This window comes from Serratia sp. OS31, assembly GCF_014164835.1.
Classification (GTDB): domain Bacteria; phylum Pseudomonadota; class Gammaproteobacteria; order Enterobacterales; family Enterobacteriaceae; genus Serratia; species Serratia liquefaciens_A.
The window spans coordinates 62,436-77,798 of sequence record NZ_JACJFQ010000019.1 but is presented as its reverse complement, the minus strand read 5'-3'; the positions used below and the strand labels follow the sequence as shown (position 1 = coordinate 77,798).

Genomic DNA, 15,363 nt, shown 5'->3' with positions numbered 1-15,363 from the left:
GCAATAAAAAAGGGGCGCGGTATGATTACCGCGCCCCTCGTACTGATTATTTGCTTTTCTTCAGGTGGCTCATCAGGCGTTTACGTTTACGCATCTGGTTCGGCGTCAGCAGGTTGCGCTTGCCAGCGAACGGGTTTTCACCCTCTTTGAACTGAATGCGAATTGGCGTACCCATCACCTTCAGAGAACGACGGAAGTAGTTCATCAGGTAGCGTTTGTACGAGTCGGCCAGATCGGTTACCTGGTTGCCGTGGATCACCACAATCGGCGGGTTGTACCCACCGGCGTGCGCATATTTCAGCTTCACGCGGCGGCCACGCACCAACGGTGGCTGGTGGTCATCGGCAGCCATCTGCATGATTTTGGTCAGCATCGAGGTGTTCACGCGACGGGTTGCACACTCGTAAGCTTCCTGTACCGACTCGAACAGGTTACCCACGCCGCTGCCGTGCAGAGCGGAGATGAAGTGCACACGGGCGAAATCGACAAAGCCCAGGCGCAGATCGAGCATCTCTTTGACGTGCTCACGATCTTCTTCGCTCATGCCGTCCCACTTGTTGACCGCAATCACCAGTGAGCGCCCACTATTGAGGATGAAGCCGAGCAGCGAGAGATCCTGATCGGAAATGCCTTCGCGCGCATCAACGACCAGCAGCACGACGTTTGCGTCTTCGATCGCCTGCAGGGTTTTGATTACCGAGAATTTCTCTACGGTTTCCGTTACCTTGCCGCGTTTACGCACCCCGGCGGTGTCGATCAGCACGTATTCGCGCTCGTCGCGGACCATCGGGATATAAATGCTGTCACGGGTGGTGCCCGGCATGTCGTACACCACCACACGCTCCTCACCGAGGATACGGTTAGTCAGTGTGGACTTACCAACGTTAGGACGGCCAACGATCGCCAGCTTGATCGGCAAATCTTGTGGGTTGAAGTCGTCTTCCGGCTCTTCTTCCTCGTCTTCAGGCAGTTCACCCTCTTGCTCGGCCCAATAAGCGGCATTAGCCTCTTCTTCGGTCAGCTCGACTTCTTCCGGTTTTTCACCGACAAACGGCACCAGCACGTGTTCGATCAGCTGCGCCACGCCACGACCGTGGGAAGCGGCGATCGCATGCACGTCACCCAGCCCCAGCGAGTAGAAATCGGCGGTGGCCATGTCCGGATCCATGCCGTCGGTTTTATTGGCGACCAGGAAGGTGGCTTTCTGGCGGTTGCGCAGATGCTGGGCGATGCCCTGATCGGCAGGCATCAGACCGGCGCGGGCATCGACCATAAACAGCACGATGTCTGCTTCTTCGATCGCCAACAGCGACTGGCCGGCCATGCGGGTTTCAACGCCGTCTTCGGTACCGTCAATACCGCCGGTATCGACGATGATGAATTCATTGCCCTCAACTTCTGCACGACCATACTTGCGGTCTCGCGTTAGCCCGGGGAAATCCGCCACCAGCGCATCGCGCGTATGTGTTAAACGGTTAAACAAGGTGGATTTACCCACATTCGGGCGCCCAACTAGCGCGACGACAGGTATCATTGTGAAGCCTCATTACTTAATAATCAATGCGTTACTGCACTATGGATAGACACCAGAAGTGCAGCTTATAAAAATACGAAACGGCCCCTGAACATTCAGGAGCCGTTGGCAATCCGTGCGACGGTCGGCGTTAGCGGGTGAAAGCGTAAACTTTTCCGCCCTTCGCCTGGATGACCAGCTTATCGCTGGCTACCATCGGCGCAGACAGGAAGCCGGAGCTATCCACTTCCTGCTGGGCAACAAAACGGCCGTCCGTGGTGTTAATCCAGTGCAGGTAACCTTCGGAGTCACCGGTCACCAGGTAACCATTATACATCACTGGCGGAGTCAGGTTGCGGTGCAACAGCTCGCTCTGCGTCCATACGGTGACGCCACCTTCGGTGCTCAGCGCTACCACGCGATCGTTCTGATCGACCAGGTAAATGCGGCCTGCATCAACGATAAAGTCGTTTACCGAGCCCAGTTCACGTTTCCACAAGATCTGGCCGGAACGCAGATCCAGCGCCGTCAGGTTGCCATTGTAACCTAATGCGTAGACAACGCCTTCAACAATCACCGGCGTAGTGTCGACATCGTTCAGACGATCGATTTCGGTCGCGCCGCTCGGCTGGGAAATACGCTGCTGCCAGATCAGTTGACCTTGCTGCATCAGCACGGCGCTGACGCGGCCGTTATCACCACCGACAATGGCTGCGCCAAAGGCAACGGCCGGAGCGGACTCGCCGCGCAATGACAGCGAAGGCATATCCAGGTTTACCGTCCACTTTACTGCGCCGTCAGTTTCGTTCAGCGCCTGCAATTGACCGTTGGAGGTATGGATCAGTACCATGCCGTCGCTGATCACCGGACGCGAAATCGCTTCACCGGCCACCTTGGTCTGCCAGGCTACCTTACCGTCAGCGGTGTTCAGAGCGTAAACGACGGCCTTCTCGCTGCCGACATACACCTTGTCCCCCGCAACGGCCATACCGCCCGACAGCAGCGCCGGCAGGTTGCTGGAGAAGAAGCCGGTCTTCTCGGAGAGATCAACCTTCCACTTTTCGTTACCGCTGTCGGCATCCATCGCTTTCACGAGGCCGTGGCGATCGGCAGCATAAATAGTGTTGTCCTGGAAAGCAGGACGCAGGTGAGAATAGAACTCACCGACGCCGTCGCCGACCGAGGTACTCCACGCCTTGCTTGGCGTGAACTGATTTTCAACTTTCGGCAGCGGCGACATGGTAACCACGTCTTCTTCACTGTTGAACAGTGAGCAACCACTCAGCAAGGCAACGGAAACCAGTCCGACCAAGAGTGTTTTACGCAATTGCATGGGAATTCCCCTTAGCTGGACAAGTTATTCAATTTCATGCGCAGCAGAACCTGCAGCGCCTGAGAAGCGTTAGACTCAATGCCTTTGCTGTACGCCTCGCGCGCACCTTTGGTGTCGCCTTTGGCCAACAGCACGTCGCCGCGCGTATCCTGCGCCATCGCCGCCCAGCCTTCGCCTTTCACGCCATCCAGCGTTTTCAGCGCTTCATCCAGCTTTTTCTCCTGCAGCTGCACACGGGCCAGACGCAGGTTAATCATCGAAAGCAGGTTTTCGTCTTTGGTCTGGCCCTGAGCCAGCACCAGCTGTTGGTCCGCTTTGGCAAAGTCGTTCTGCTCAACAAAATGCTTCGCCAGTTCCAGCGAGGCCAGCACGCCATAACTGTTGCTGTTGGCCTGAGCGAATTTCTCCGCGGCGGCCACGTCGTCCGGTTTACCGACCGCCAGACGATCGCTGGCTTCCTGATAGGACTGGGACGCCATCATCATGTTGGAGTTCTCGTGGCTCTGCCAGTAACGCCAGCCAACCAGGGCACCAATTCCGAGCACCACGCCCACTGCCAGCGCTTTGCCGTTTTCGGCAAAGAACCGACGCACGGCGTCGACTTGTTCGTTTTCAGTGGTATAGACTTCCACGGTGTCCTTCTCCTTAACCTAACATCAAAGCCAGACGCACAGCGACTTCGCTCTGCGCCAGCGTTTCTTGTTCACCACTGCGCAGGTCCTTGACGACCACCTGCCCGGCTGCAACTTCGTTCTCGCCCAGGATCAAGGCAACGCGCGCGCCCCATTTATCCGCACGGGTGATCTGCTTCTTAAAGTTACCGCCGCCGTAGTTGGTCATCAGTTTCAACTGCGGCGCGGCATCGCGCACGCGTTCTGCCAACTGCATCGCCGCACTCTGCGTACCGGCACCGGAAGAGATCACGTACACGTCAATGGTCGCCGGAGCTTTAAACTCTGGGTTAACCGCCTGAACCAGCAGCACCAAACGCTCCAGGCCCATCGCGAAACCGACCGCCGGCGTTGCACGTCCGCCCAGTTGCTCGACCAGACCGTCATAACGGCCACCGGCGCACACCGTCCCCTGAGCGCCCAGACTGGTGGTCACCCATTCGAATACCGTACGGTTGTAATAGTCCAGACCGCGCACCAGGCGTTCATTGATGGTATATGGGATACCTGCCTGCGCCAAAAGTTCACACAGACCTTCGAAGTGGGCTTTGGATTCTTCATCCAGATACTCGGACAGGCGCGGCGCATCGTTCAACAACGCTTGCACTTCCGGGTTTTTGGAGTCCAGCACGCGCAGCGGGTTGCTGTACATGCGGCGTTTGCAATCTTCGTCCAGCTTGTCTTGATGTTGTTCCAGGAACGCCACCAAAGCATCGCGGTAATTCGCGCGAGCTTCCAGTGAGCCGATGGAGTTCAGCTCCAGCTTAACGTGCTCGGCGATGCCCAGCGCTTTCCACCAGCGGGCGCTCAGCAAGATCAGCTCGGCGTCGATATCCGGGCCCTGCAGGCCAAACACCTCGGCACCCAGTTGGTGGAATTGACGGTAGCGGCCTTTTTGCGGGCGCTCATAGCGGAACATCGGACCGACGTACCAAAGACGCTGCTCCTGATTGTACAGCAGACCATGTTCGATGCCGGCGCGAACGCAACCAGCCGTCCCTTCCGGACGCAGCGTCAGGCTTTCGCCGTTGCGATCGTCGAAGGTATACATCTCTTTTTCTACGACGTCGGTCACTTCGCCGATCGCGCGTTTGAATAACGGGGTCTGCTCTACAATCGGCAAGCGGATTTCGCTGTAACCGTAGCCGCTCAGCACCTGCTTGAGGATGCCTTCAATACGCTGCCATAATGCCGTTTCTTCCGGCAGGTAGTCGTTCATGCCGCGAATGGCTTGAATGTTCTTTGCCACGTGAGTTCTCTGTCCGTTGTCTATAAAAATGAACCCGATTATAGGGACTTTGCCGTCCCGTATTCAACGCGAATGCAGAGTTCTGCTCCCGGGTTCATAAACAAGCGGGCTAAAAAGCCCGCCGTATCGGTATAATGCTTATTTTTCCAGCAGGTTGACCGAGATGCGATTGCTCTCATCCATCATCGACGCCTTGGCGCGAATTTTGGCTTCCAGCTGGTCAATCATCTGCTCGTTGTCGAAACGATCTTTCTGGCGCACGCCGTCTTCGTAGAAGCCGCTCTTTTTATGGCCGCCGGTAACGCCCAGCGTGGACACCAGCGCTTCGCCCGGGCCATTGACCACGCAGCCGATAATCGAAATGTCCATCGGCGTAATGATGTCTTCCAGGCGTTGTTCCAGCGCGTTCACCGTACCGATAACGTCAAACTCCTGACGTGAGCAGGTCGGGCAGGCGATGAAGTTAATGCCGCGGGCGCGGATGCGCAGCGACTTCAGAATGTCGAAACCGACCTTCACTTCTTCCACCGGATCGGCCGCCAGAGAGATACGCAGGGTATCGCCAATGCCTTCCGACAGCAGCAGACCCAGGCCAATTGCCGACTTCACTGAACCACTGCGTGCGCCACCGGCTTCGGTGATGCCCAGATGCAGCGGTTGATCGATTCGGGCCGCCAACAGGCGATAAGATTGCACTGCCAGGAATACATCGGAGGCCTTGACGCTGACTTTGAACTGGTCGAAGTTGAGGCGGTCGAGGATATCAACGTGGCGCATGGCGGATTCGAGCAGGGCTTCCGGCGTAGGTTCACCGTACTTTTCCTGGATGTCTTTTTCCAGCGAGCCACCGTTCACCCCAATGCGGATCGGGATGTTTTTATCGCGTGCGCAGTCCACAACTGAACGGATACGCGACTCGTTACCGATATTGCCCGGGTTGATACGCAGGCAGTCTACGCCGTATTCAGCCACCTGCAGCGCAATGCGGTAATCGAAGTGGATATCGGCGACCAGCGGCACGTTAACCTGTTGCTTGATCAGCTTGAATGCCTCGGCGGCATCCATGGTGGGGACTGAAACGCGGACGATATCGACGCCGACGCGCTCCAGCGCTTTAATCTGATTGACCGTGGCTTCGACATCGGTAGTACGGGTGTTAGTCATCGACTGCACGGCAATCGGCGCACCATCACCAATAGGCACATTGCCGACGTAAATTCGCGTTGATTTTCGACGGATGATGGGCGATTGGTTATGCATTACTTACTCTCCATTGTTGCTCTGACTTAACGACAATGGCCGCGCAATTACTGCGCGGCAACGGTCAGACGAGCAACACGGTTTGACTTAACAAACCGGCTTAAATCAACCGGCTTACCTTGATATTGAATCTGTACTGCGGCCGGTGCGCCAATGGTCAGTTTATAGGGCGCGGTGCCCGCCAGGCTCAGCTTGCCGCCGTTCTTCTGGCTACCGCTGTACAACGTTTTGCCACTGGCGTCGGTGACCTGCAGCCAGCAGTCGGCGGTGAAGTCCATCACCAGCGCGTTAGGATCAACCGCCGGTGCAGCTACGCCCGCATCCGCCGTCGGCAACGGTGCGGTTGGCGCCGCAGGCGTTGTCTCAGGCAACGTGGTTTGGCTTGGTGAAACCACCGCAGGCTGCTGCGCGGTTGCACTGCCGGTCACGGCCGGAGTCTGTGATTGCTGTGCTGCGGCGCCCGCGCCGGTGTCAACCGGCGTGGAGCCATTGTCGGCCAAAGGAGCGCTGTTGTCGGCATTGCTGTCGGTCAACGGCACGGATTGGCCTTCATTGTTCTGTGAAAGCTGGGCGGAAGATTGATCGGCCATCGTGGCGATCTCTTCCTGCTGAGCCTTGTGGTTTTGCCACCACCAGGCACCGGTCAAGCCGACTACCACGAACACGATCAGCCAGGTGAAGCTCATCAGCCAGCCATCACGCTTTTTGCGACGCTTGCCCAGAGAGAAGCTTTGCATCGGTGCCACTTTCGCGACCTTCAACGGCGCCTGCTTGGCCAGCATCGGCAGCAGTTCATCCTCGGGTAAACGCACCAGCTTGGCATAGGAACGGATATAACCACGCACGAAGGTTGAAGCCAGATCTGCGGACAGATTGTCTTCTTCGATATCGCGCACGGTAGACATTTTGAGGCACAGGCGTTCTGCAACGGCCTGTTGACTCAACCCGAGTTGTTCACGGGCCTGACGCAGACGTTCGCCTGTCGTCATTGATACGGTTTTATCTTGGGAGGCTTCAGTATTCATTAGCTAAGAACTGCTGGTACTGTTTGGATTGTGGAAAACTTCGCGCTAACTGCTTGCCATAACGTTGCACGCTATCTTGGCGCCCGGCTAACGCGGCGAAACGAATCTGTAACCATAAGCTGTCGGCGCTGGCCGGCAGAACATGTTGATAACTATCCAATAAAAGTTGCGACTGTGCGCGCTTCCCTTCTCCAAATTGCTTTTCTGCCTCCACCAACAGTGGAGTGCCCTTGTCCGGATCGACCTTCAATGCACGGGTTAACAAAATACGTGCTTCGTCGTTTTGTCCGGCTTTGAGAAAACAGTAACCTGCGTTTTCCAGGCTGTCGGCAACCTGACCGTAATCCGGTGCCACTGCCGCAGCGCTAAACTGCTGTTGTGCCGGTACATACTGCCCTAAACTGCAAAGAAACGCACCGTAATTATTCAGCACCGTGCCATTGTTCGGCGCAAGTTTGAGCGCCTGCTGATAACGCTGTTCGGCTGCGCCGTTTTCGCCCGTCCGCTGCTCAACGAGCGCCATGCCCAATTGGGTACGGTAATCCTGTGGGGCGGCGTCCGCCGCTTTCTCCAGATTCTGGCGTGCAGCGTTTAAATCGCCCTGCTTCAGATATTCCAGACCCAGTTGCAACCGCGTCTGACCGGCTTCAGACAGCACGTCTTTTTCTTCCGGCGCTGAACCGGAACAACCGGCCAGCAGCCCGGCCGCCAGCAACGTCCCCCACAGAATCAGCTTCATGCCTGCATTCATTTCCTTGTCTGATGTTACCTTGACGTCCTTTCACATAACAGACTGTAAGATAACAAAAATCATGCTTTAGGATTCAGACCGCACGCACGGTGATAGGTTCCCCGGCCATTTTCTTTTTCAGGGTACGCTTGGTACGGTCGATCACTTCACCCGCCAGTTGCCCGCAGGCGGCATCGATATCGTCACCGCGGGTTTTACGAACAATAGTCGTAAAGCCGTATTCCATCAACACTTTGGAAAAACGATCCACGCGGCTGTTGGAGCTGCGGCCGTAAGGTGCGCCCGGGAAGGGGTTCCATGGGATCAGGTTGATCTTGCATGGCGTGTCCTTGAGGACTTCCGCCAGTTGGTGCGCGTCGTCGGTGCTGTCGTTGATATGATCCAGCATCACGTACTCGACCGTCACCCTGCCCTGATTGGCGTTGGATTTTTCCAGGTAGCGGCGTACCGCAGCCAGGAAGGTCTCAATGTTGTATTTGCGGTTGATCGGCACGATGTCGTCGCGGATCTTGTCGTTCGGCGCATGCAGCGAGATCGCCAGCGCGACGTCGATCATATCACCCAGCTTGTCCAGCGCAGGCACTACGCCAGAGGTCGACAGGGTCACGCGGCGTTTTGACAGGCCAAAACCGAAATCATCCAGCATGATTTCCATCGCCGGCACCACGTTGGTCAGGTTGAGCAAGGGCTCCCCCATGCCCATCATCACCACGTTGGTGATCGGGCGCTCGCCAGTGACTTTCAGTGCACCGATGATTTTCGCCGCACGCCACACCTGGCCGATGATTTCCGACACGCGCAGGTTGCGGTTAAAGCCCTGCTGAGCGGTCGAACAGAATTTGCATTCCAGCGCGCAACCCACCTGGGAAGAGACGCACAGGGTCGCACGGTCACCGTCCGGGATATACACGGTTTCGACCTGCTGATCGCCCACCTTGATAGCCCATTTAATGGTGCCGTCGGCTGAGCGTTGTTCTTCCGCCACTTCTGGCGCACGGATCTCGGCGACGCTCTGCAATTTATTGCGCAGGACCTTGTTGATATCGGTCATCTGCTCGAAATCGTCGCAGCAATAGTGGTACATCCACTTCATCACCTGATCGGCGCGGAAGGGTTTCTCGCCCATTTTGGCGAAGAACTCACGCATTTGCTGACGGTTCAGATCCAGCAGATTAATTTTGGCCGCAGCCGGTTTTTCCGCGTTAACGGATTGAGTAGTCAGCGAATTATTTTCAGACACGATGTGCTCGGACGTGATGGGTTCTAACATAATTGATCTCTGGCCTCGTTGTTACACTTTATGGCGCGAAAGAGTGGAAAGTAAGTGCGTCGCTCAGCCCATAGAAATCGGGCGACGGCGCTAAAAGCGCGCCCCTGACAAGATGACTCATCAGGGGCGCGGCATTGTACAAATTTTAGTAGTAGCTTTCCACGTCTGAAAGGCATTCAGGGCATTTTTATTGTTTCAGCCGGTGAATGCCTTACTTCAGCGTCGAAATGACAGCAATTAACGCGGGCAGATTTCGCTTTCGTTGAAGAAGTAAGCGATTTCGCGCTGAGCAGATTCTACTGCGTCAGAACCGTGCACGGCGTTGGCAGTGAAGCTGTCCGCGTAGTCAGCACGCAGGGTGCCGGCCAGAGCGTTGTCTGGGTTGGTTGCGCCCATGATGTCACGGTTGCGCTGTACTGCGTTTTCCGCTTCCAGAACCTGAACCACGATCGGGCCAGAAGTCATGAATTCAACCAGACCATCGAAGAATGGGCGGCCTTTGTGCTCAGCGTAGAAGCCTTCGGCTTGTTCGCGAGTCAGACGCAGCATTTTGGATGCGATGATTTTGAAACCGGCACGCTCAAAACGAGCATAGATTGCGCCGATGTCGTTGTTAGCTACAGCGTTTGGTTTAATGATGGAAAAGGTACGTTCTACGGTCATGATGGCCTCTGTATAACTTCCAAAACAGGCCGGTCTGAAAACAGGGTGCCGGCCTTCTCAAGTGGCGCAGATTATATGTGCGCCGTTAACGCTTGCCTACGGGAAAATCAACATTTCATTAAAAAATTATTATCCTGATTCTTCACTTTGCGGCCCAGAGCACAGGTTGTACGAACTCACACGGACCGAATCTTAAAATGCGCAGCGCTTATCGACCTTTCCCTGCTTCACAACGAACTGCCATGCCGATCACAGTGCGTGACAGCCCAGGTTGAGTTTGTGACTATATTCTTTTAAAACAAAAAGATAATAAAAATCATCCAGACTTGGCCCCGCCAACTTCGGCAGCCGCAAAACCAGCAGGAAATGATATGGCCACCATGAAAGACGTTGCCCAGCGCGCGGGCGTTTCCACCGCCACCGTCAGCAGGGTGATCAACAGTACCGCTTATGTTGAACCCGTTACTCGCGAACGCGTTGAAAAAGCCATGCGCGAGTTTAACTATCACCGAAATGCCGCCGCGCTGGCGCTGGCGAAACGCAGCGGCAATATGCTGGGGTTGCTGACCGGTAACCTCGACGATCCGTTTTTCTCGCGACTGGCCCGAGGCGTGGAAGATATCACGCGCAAATGCGGCGTAAAATTGATGGTCTGTAGCGGTGGTCATCAGGCCGAACTGGAGAAAAACGGCCTGGATTTCCTGATTAATCAGGGGTGCGAATCAATCGTTGCTCACGTCACTCGCATGAGCGATGCCGAGATTTTGCGCTATGCCGCCCATACTCCAGCGATGGTGGTGATCAACCGTTATTTGCCCGCCATCGCCAATCGCTGCATCTGGCTGGACAACGTCAGCGCTTCTCAGGCCGCCACCCGGATGCTCATCGAGCGCGGGCACCGCAATATTGCCTGCATCACTACAGATCTGCCGATCGATGACCGCAAGCAGCGTCTTGAGGGCTATCGAACCGCAATGGCCGAAGCCGGGATTGCGGTACCGGGTGACTGGATCATCAGCGTCCCCTTCAATGAGCAAGGGGGCGAAGCCGCGGCAGAGAAAATCCTCGCCAGTACGCAGGCTTTTACCGCCGCGCTAACATTCAACGACGTCATGGCCGCCGGCATGATGCGCACCTTTCGCCAGCGGCGGATGAACCTGCCCGAAGATATCTCGATTGTCGGCTTCGATGACATAGCTCTGGCAAAATACCTTCATCCGCCGTTGACCACCGTGCATTATCCGATTGAGAAAATGGCCCGACGCGCCGCCAATTTGGCGCTGCAACTCAATTCAGGCACCGCCGTCACGCCGCAGAACAATCGATTTTCCGCAGAGCTGATCCTGCGGGACTCGGTGGCCTTTCTGGAAAAAAATCCCCCGATTGAAGAAAACAAGGCCGCCAAGTGAGAGATCACTCACATATCGCACCTTCATGTAACCGATTACATCGCCAATGGCCCGTGCTCACACCTCATTCACTGCAAATTCATTAGGCTTGCGTCACTTCCCCATCCTTAACCGGAGTTGTAAATGAATGACAAAAAGAAGCTCAACCTGGGGTTAGCGATGCTCCCCATTGTGGCCATGCTGTTGCTGCTTATCATAGGCTACGGCCAGCTGGGTCTGCGGATCGAACCGCTGCTGCTGGCATCCGCCGGCATCGCCGCTGCGCTGGCCTACTGGCAGGGTTACCGCTGGGACGACATCATTGATTCCATCGTCGCCAAGCTGGCCAAAGCCATGCCGGTGATTATGATATTGATTTGCGTGGGCGGGCTGATCGGCACCTGGATGTTCAGCGGCACCATTCCCTATATGGTGTACTGGGGCCTGAAGCTGATCAGCCCTCAATATATCCTGATCGCCGCGTTCTTCATTACCAGCGTGATCTCGGTTTGCACCGGCACCTCCTGGGGCGCGGCAGGCACCGTCGGCGTCGCGCTGATGGGCGTAGCCGCCGGGCTGGATGTGCCACTGGCCGCTGCGGCCGGCGCCGTCGTTTCCGGGGCCTATTTTGGCGACAAGATCTCCCCACTGTCCGATTCTACCAATTTCGCGGCGATCGTCGCGGAGACCGACCTTTACAGCCATATCCAGCACCTGATGTATACAACGCTCCCGAGCTTCATTCTGGCGGCAGTGGTGTATCTGATCGCCGGACATACCGGCGCGGTCGGCAGCGTGGCCACACCGGAAAAAGTCATCGAGATCGTGACGGCGCTCGAGGGCCTTTATCACTTCAACCTGTTGTTAATCCTGCCCCCGGTGCTGGTGCTGTGGGGTGCGGTGACCAAACGCCCGGTGATCCCGGTGATGTTGGCTGCCTGTGTCCTGGCTATCGCCATCGGCGTGCTCCTGCAGGGGTTCAGTCTGCAGCAAGGCTTAAATGCGCTGATGGACGGTTTTAACCTTTCGATGTTTACCACTCAAGGGCACGGCATCAACGGTATCGTCGAAGATGTGCCTCGCCTGCTCAACCGGGGTGGAATGTTTTCGATGATGAGCACCATCTTGCTGGTCTTCTGCGCCTTTTCCTTTGCGGGCGCATTAACCCTGACCGGTGCATTGACCGTCATCATTAATCGGCTGCTGAAGGTGGTTCACACCACAGGCCAACTGATCGCCGCAACGGTAGCTACCACCATTCTGGTTACCGGCGCCACCAGCGACGGTAAATTGGCGCTGCTGATCCCCGCCGAACTCTTCAAAGGCGCCTACCGCCGCATGGGCCTGGACAATAAAAACCTGTCGCGGACCGTAGAAGATGCAGGCACCGTCATCGAACCGTTAATTCCGTGGACCGCCGCAGGCATTTATATGGCGACCACCCTGGGGGTCAGCACGCTGGATTTGCTGCCCTGGGCCATCCAATGCTACGCCGCCGTGGTATTCGCCCTGATTTACGGATTTACCGGTTTCGGCATTGCCAAGATACAGCCACAACAAGATTTACAGCGTAAGGAAGCCTGACGTGAAACAAACCGATTTTAACCAGATCATCAACCGCCACCACACCGGCTCGGTGAAATGGGACTTTATCGATCGCTATCTGCAGCTCGATGAAACCGACCTGCTGCCGATGTGGGTGTCCGATTTTGACTTCCAGTGTCCGCTGGAAGTCCGGCAGGCGCTGCATCACCGCGTTGAACACGGCATATTCGGTTACAGCGAACGCGATGACCAGTATTACCAGGCGGTGATGGACTGGTTCTCGAAACGGCACCAGTTGCCTTTGCAGCGGGAGTGGTTCACCTCCATCGAAGGCGTAGTTCCCGGTCTGGCGATCCTGATCCAACTGCTTAGCCAGCCCGGAGATCCGATCGTGATCCAGGGGCCTTACTACGGATCTTTTGCCAAGATCGTCACCATGAACGGCAGAGAGGTGCTCGAAAATCCTTTAATCGCCGGCCCGCAAGGCTATCAATTCGACTTCGATCATCTGGAAGCCTGTTTTGAGCAACGCAAGCCGCCGTTGCTGCTGCTGTGCAATCCCCATAACCCAACGGGCCGCTGCTGGACCCACGACGAACTGACGCAGTTGATGACGCTGTGCAGCCGCTATGGCGTAACGGTTATCTCCGATGAAATCTGGGCCGATCTGCTGCTTCCCGACGAGACCTTCACCTCCGTGCTGCATCTGGACGAGAGCTGGCAAGACCATGTGATTTCTGCGACCTCCGCCAGCAAGAGCTTCGGCCTGTCGTCACTGCGCATCTCAAACTTCCTGATCCCCAATGTTCACACCCGGAATGCGTTTGTCGAACGCCTCAATGCCCATGGGTTGGATGTCTTCAATGCGCTGTCAATGACCGCCGCCACGGCCGCCTATCAGCAAGGGGAAACCTGGCTTGATACTTTACAACAGCATCTGGCAGACAACCGGCGCTGGTTTGAACAGGCATTGGCCTATGCCGCGCCCTGGTGCAAAATGACCCGGGCCGAAGGCACCTATCTCGCCTGGCTGGATTGTCGCGCTTTGGGCCTGGATGATAATGCGCTTCAACAGGCTCTGATCCACCAGTCAAAAATTGCCGCGTCGATGGGCATCAGCTTTGGCGAACAGGGAAAAGGGTTTATCCGCCTCAATCTCGGCTGCCCCCGTCAATATCTTGAAAGCGCCATTGCAGGGCTTGCGCGATTAAAACCCTGAGCAACAATTACAGATAATGGAAGGCCCCTGACGGGGTCTTTTTTTGAATAATATCTGGCGGAAATGGTTGAACGAATTTACCGCAACCTGACGGTATAGCTTTGAAATTAAAGCTTCTGTTAGACTGCGGATGGGCGCTTGAAGCTTTCTGCTTCAGGCCCTGGGTGGGAAGCAGAAAGAAGAAAGCCCCAAACTGACTCTTAATCAGAATGAGGCTTCACCATACTGCATGAACACCAGCATGGTAGCCTCTTAACCGCAGAAATGCAACGGAGGGCTGACATGTCGCGAAAACTGTTTTTACCAGGTTTTACAGTAGGTTGTGTAACATTCCTGGTATTCATCTGGCTTATACGTGGTTCAGTTTGCGAGCTTACATTTAAACAGGGAAATACGGAGGTAGCGGCAGTGTTGTCCTGTAACGTTAAACGTTAAATGGCAACCTGAAGGCGGGGTTCGCCCCGCCTGTTTTGGTGTCACGCAGTGGTTTTCCAGCGCCCATTGTTGTATCCGGCCAGCCTTTCGAGGCTGGCCGCTCTCTTCAGCCAACGGTCGCAAAAACAGAACTACTGGGTTTTGTCGGTCGAAGGAATGATGTTACGCAGCCAACTGCCCCAGCGGCGCTGGTAGAAGGGTTGGGTATGGGTGATCAGGTAATGGCTGACCCCGCGCTCCTTTTCCGAGACCAGACAAAAATCTACCGGCTCGTCGTCGGGCGCCGTTTCGCTGGCCACGCTTCCGGCCTCGTTGATCAGCGCTTCGATCTCCGCCAGCTCACCGTCCACCTCCAGTCCCACCAGCAGATTAGGCTTTTCGTCGACCGCCTGATCGTGCATCAGCGCCAGGAATGCGCGGCGCACCGGCTTGCGCTGGCTGAACAGCGTGGTCAAGGCATCGACCATCGCCGACGGGTATTCCTCCGGCTGACCTAACAGGATCTGGGTATCCTTGTCGATATAACGTTCCGCCGGTTTGGCTACGCCACCGGTCGCCAACAGCATCGCCACTTCTTCAGGATAAAACTCTTTGCCGTACTCGGCCTTAGGGTTAAGGAACAGATCCGCCCCCTGAGTGATTTCGAACAATACCCGCGCCGGCATGGCGATAAACGGCTGTTCGTCTTCAACGGCCTTTTGCAGCGCTTCCACCGAACTAAAAAACGGAATGATGCTGCCGCCGTCCTGTTTTTCCCAGTGCTGAATATTCACCGGCGTATCGGCGTTCAGCGTGATGTCACCGCCATGCTGCACCTGTTCGCTGTCACCGAGGATCAACACCGTCGCGTCGAGCAACTCACGGAAAAAAGCCGGGCGATGGGCCGGCTCGGTCACCGCCAGCTTCAGCAGGCGTTCAAGTTCGTTTTCGCCTGTGGCGGTATCGTGATGGTGAGAACTCATGACAAACTCCAGCAATCAAATAACGGGGCCCAGCATGCTGGGCCCCGACAATAAAACGACGTTCAAGCCGCCCGCCAAG

General features: G+C 56.1%; 14 protein-coding genes. 4 read left to right on the top strand and 10 right to left on the bottom strand.

The window, feature by feature from the left end:
• Positions 1-46: 46 nt before the first annotated feature.
• The 9 genes from der to ndk all read right to left on the bottom strand — a co-directional run bounded on the left by der (position 47) and on the right by ndk (position 9,735).
• Entirely contained in the window at positions 47-1,534 is a 1,488-nt protein-coding gene (gene der, locus H5P17_RS16450; RefSeq protein ID WP_020828148.1) for a ribosome biogenesis GTPase Der, read from the bottom strand.
• Positions 1,535-1,664: 130 nt separating this feature from the next.
• Positions 1,665-2,846 (bottom strand): outer membrane protein assembly factor BamB, encoded by a 1,182-nt coding sequence (gene bamB / locus H5P17_RS16445; RefSeq protein ID WP_182824041.1) that lies wholly within the window; start codon positions 2,844-2,846, stop codon positions 1,665-1,667.
• Positions 2,847-2,857: 11 nt separating this feature from the next.
• Entirely contained in the window at positions 2,858-3,478 is a 621-nt protein-coding gene (locus H5P17_RS16440) for a YfgM family protein (RefSeq protein WP_044554581.1), read from the bottom strand.
• Positions 3,479-3,491: 13 nt separating this feature from the next.
• The gene (gene hisS / locus H5P17_RS16435; RefSeq protein WP_044554580.1) at positions 3,492-4,766 is read right to left on the bottom strand and encodes a histidine--tRNA ligase; all 1,275 of its coding nucleotides are present in this window, start codon (positions 4,764-4,766) and stop codon (positions 3,492-3,494) included.
• 138 nt (positions 4,767-4,904) lie between these two features.
• Positions 4,905-6,026: a flavodoxin-dependent (E)-4-hydroxy-3-methylbut-2-enyl-diphosphate synthase gene (ispG, locus tag H5P17_RS16430; protein WP_020828152.1), complete on the bottom strand. Its 1,122-nt coding sequence runs from the start codon at positions 6,024-6,026 to the stop codon at positions 4,905-4,907.
• A gap of 47 nt (positions 6,027-6,073) precedes the next feature.
• The gene (gene rodZ / locus H5P17_RS16425; protein ID WP_044554579.1) at positions 6,074-7,051 is read right to left on the bottom strand and encodes a cytoskeleton protein RodZ; all 978 of its coding nucleotides are present in this window, start codon (positions 7,049-7,051) and stop codon (positions 6,074-6,076) included.
• Complete coding sequence (gene pilW, locus H5P17_RS16420) at positions 7,041-7,790, bottom strand: type IV pilus biogenesis/stability protein PilW (RefSeq protein ID WP_044554578.1); 750 nt, start codon at positions 7,788-7,790, stop codon at positions 7,041-7,043. The genes rodZ and pilW overlap by 11 nt, the downstream gene beginning before the upstream one ends.
• Before the next feature lie 85 nt (positions 7,791-7,875).
• Complete coding sequence (locus tag H5P17_RS16415) at positions 7,876-9,072, bottom strand: bifunctional tRNA (adenosine(37)-C2)-methyltransferase TrmG/ribosomal RNA large subunit methyltransferase RlmN (protein ID WP_182824039.1); 1,197 nt, start codon at positions 9,070-9,072, stop codon at positions 7,876-7,878.
• 237 nt (positions 9,073-9,309) lie between these two features.
• The gene (ndk, locus tag H5P17_RS16410; protein WP_004952077.1) at positions 9,310-9,735 is read right to left on the bottom strand and encodes a nucleoside-diphosphate kinase; all 426 of its coding nucleotides are present in this window, start codon (positions 9,733-9,735) and stop codon (positions 9,310-9,312) included.
• Between the two features lie 371 nt (positions 9,736-10,106).
• Here ndk and H5P17_RS16405 point away from each other — a divergent pair, with 371 nt between their 5' ends.
• From H5P17_RS16405 to H5P17_RS16390, 4 genes are all read left to right on the top strand, one after another.
• The gene (locus tag H5P17_RS16405; protein WP_182824037.1) at positions 10,107-11,144 is read left to right on the top strand and encodes a LacI family DNA-binding transcriptional regulator; all 1,038 of its coding nucleotides are present in this window, start codon (positions 10,107-10,109) and stop codon (positions 11,142-11,144) included.
• A gap of 123 nt (positions 11,145-11,267) precedes the next feature.
• Complete coding sequence (nhaC, locus tag H5P17_RS16400) at positions 11,268-12,707, top strand: Na+/H+ antiporter NhaC (RefSeq protein WP_044554576.1); 1,440 nt, start codon at positions 11,268-11,270, stop codon at positions 12,705-12,707.
• 1 nt (position 12,708) lies between these two features.
• Entirely contained in the window at positions 12,709-13,887 is a 1,179-nt protein-coding gene (locus tag H5P17_RS16395) for a MalY/PatB family protein (RefSeq protein WP_182824035.1), read from the top strand.
• Between the two features lie 264 nt (positions 13,888-14,151).
• Entirely contained in the window at positions 14,152-14,322 is a 171-nt protein-coding gene (locus H5P17_RS16390; protein ID WP_314727644.1) for a Hok/Gef family protein, read from the top strand.
• A gap of 131 nt (positions 14,323-14,453) precedes the next feature.
• Here H5P17_RS16390 and sseB read toward each other — a convergent pair whose 3' ends face one another.
• A complete protein-coding gene (sseB, locus tag H5P17_RS16385) occupies positions 14,454-15,284 on the bottom strand; it encodes an enhanced serine sensitivity protein SseB (RefSeq protein ID WP_182824033.1) in 831 nt (276 codons plus the stop codon).
• Between the last annotated feature and the right edge of the window lie 79 nt (positions 15,285-15,363).

What these genes read in the sequence shown, in the direction of transcription:
- der (WP_020828148.1), bottom strand. Translation starts at nt 1,534, where the DNA reads ATGATACCTGTCGTCGCGCTAGTTGGGCGCCCGAATGTGGGTAAATCC.
- bamB (WP_182824041.1), bottom strand. Translation starts at nt 2,846, where the DNA reads ATGCAATTGCGTAAAACACTCTTGGTCGGACTGGTTTCCGTTGCCTTG.
- ispG (WP_020828152.1), bottom strand. Translation starts at nt 6,026, where the DNA reads ATGCATAACCAATCGCCCATCATCCGTCGAAAATCAACGCGAATTTAC.
- rodZ (WP_044554579.1), bottom strand. Translation starts at nt 7,051, where the DNA reads ATGAATACTGAAGCCTCCCAAGATAAAACCGTATCAATGACGACAGGC.
- pilW (WP_044554578.1), bottom strand. Translation starts at nt 7,790, where the DNA reads ATGAAGCTGATTCTGTGGGGGACGTTGCTGGCGGCCGGGCTGCTGGCC.
- H5P17_RS16415 (WP_182824039.1), bottom strand. Translation starts at nt 9,072, where the DNA reads ATGTTAGAACCCATCACGTCCGAGCACATCGTGTCTGAAAATAATTCG.
- ndk (WP_004952077.1), bottom strand. Translation starts at nt 9,735, where the DNA reads ATGACCGTAGAACGTACCTTTTCCATCATTAAACCAAACGCTGTAGCT.
- H5P17_RS16405 (WP_182824037.1), top strand. Translation starts at nt 10,107, where the DNA reads ATGGCCACCATGAAAGACGTTGCCCAGCGCGCGGGCGTTTCCACCGCC.
- nhaC (WP_044554576.1), top strand. Translation starts at nt 11,268, where the DNA reads ATGAATGACAAAAAGAAGCTCAACCTGGGGTTAGCGATGCTCCCCATT.
- H5P17_RS16390 (WP_314727644.1), top strand. Translation starts at nt 14,152, where the DNA reads ATGCAACGGAGGGCTGACATGTCGCGAAAACTGTTTTTACCAGGTTTT.
- sseB (WP_182824033.1), bottom strand. Translation starts at nt 15,284, where the DNA reads ATGAGTTCTCACCATCACGATACCGCCACAGGCGAAAACGAACTTGAA.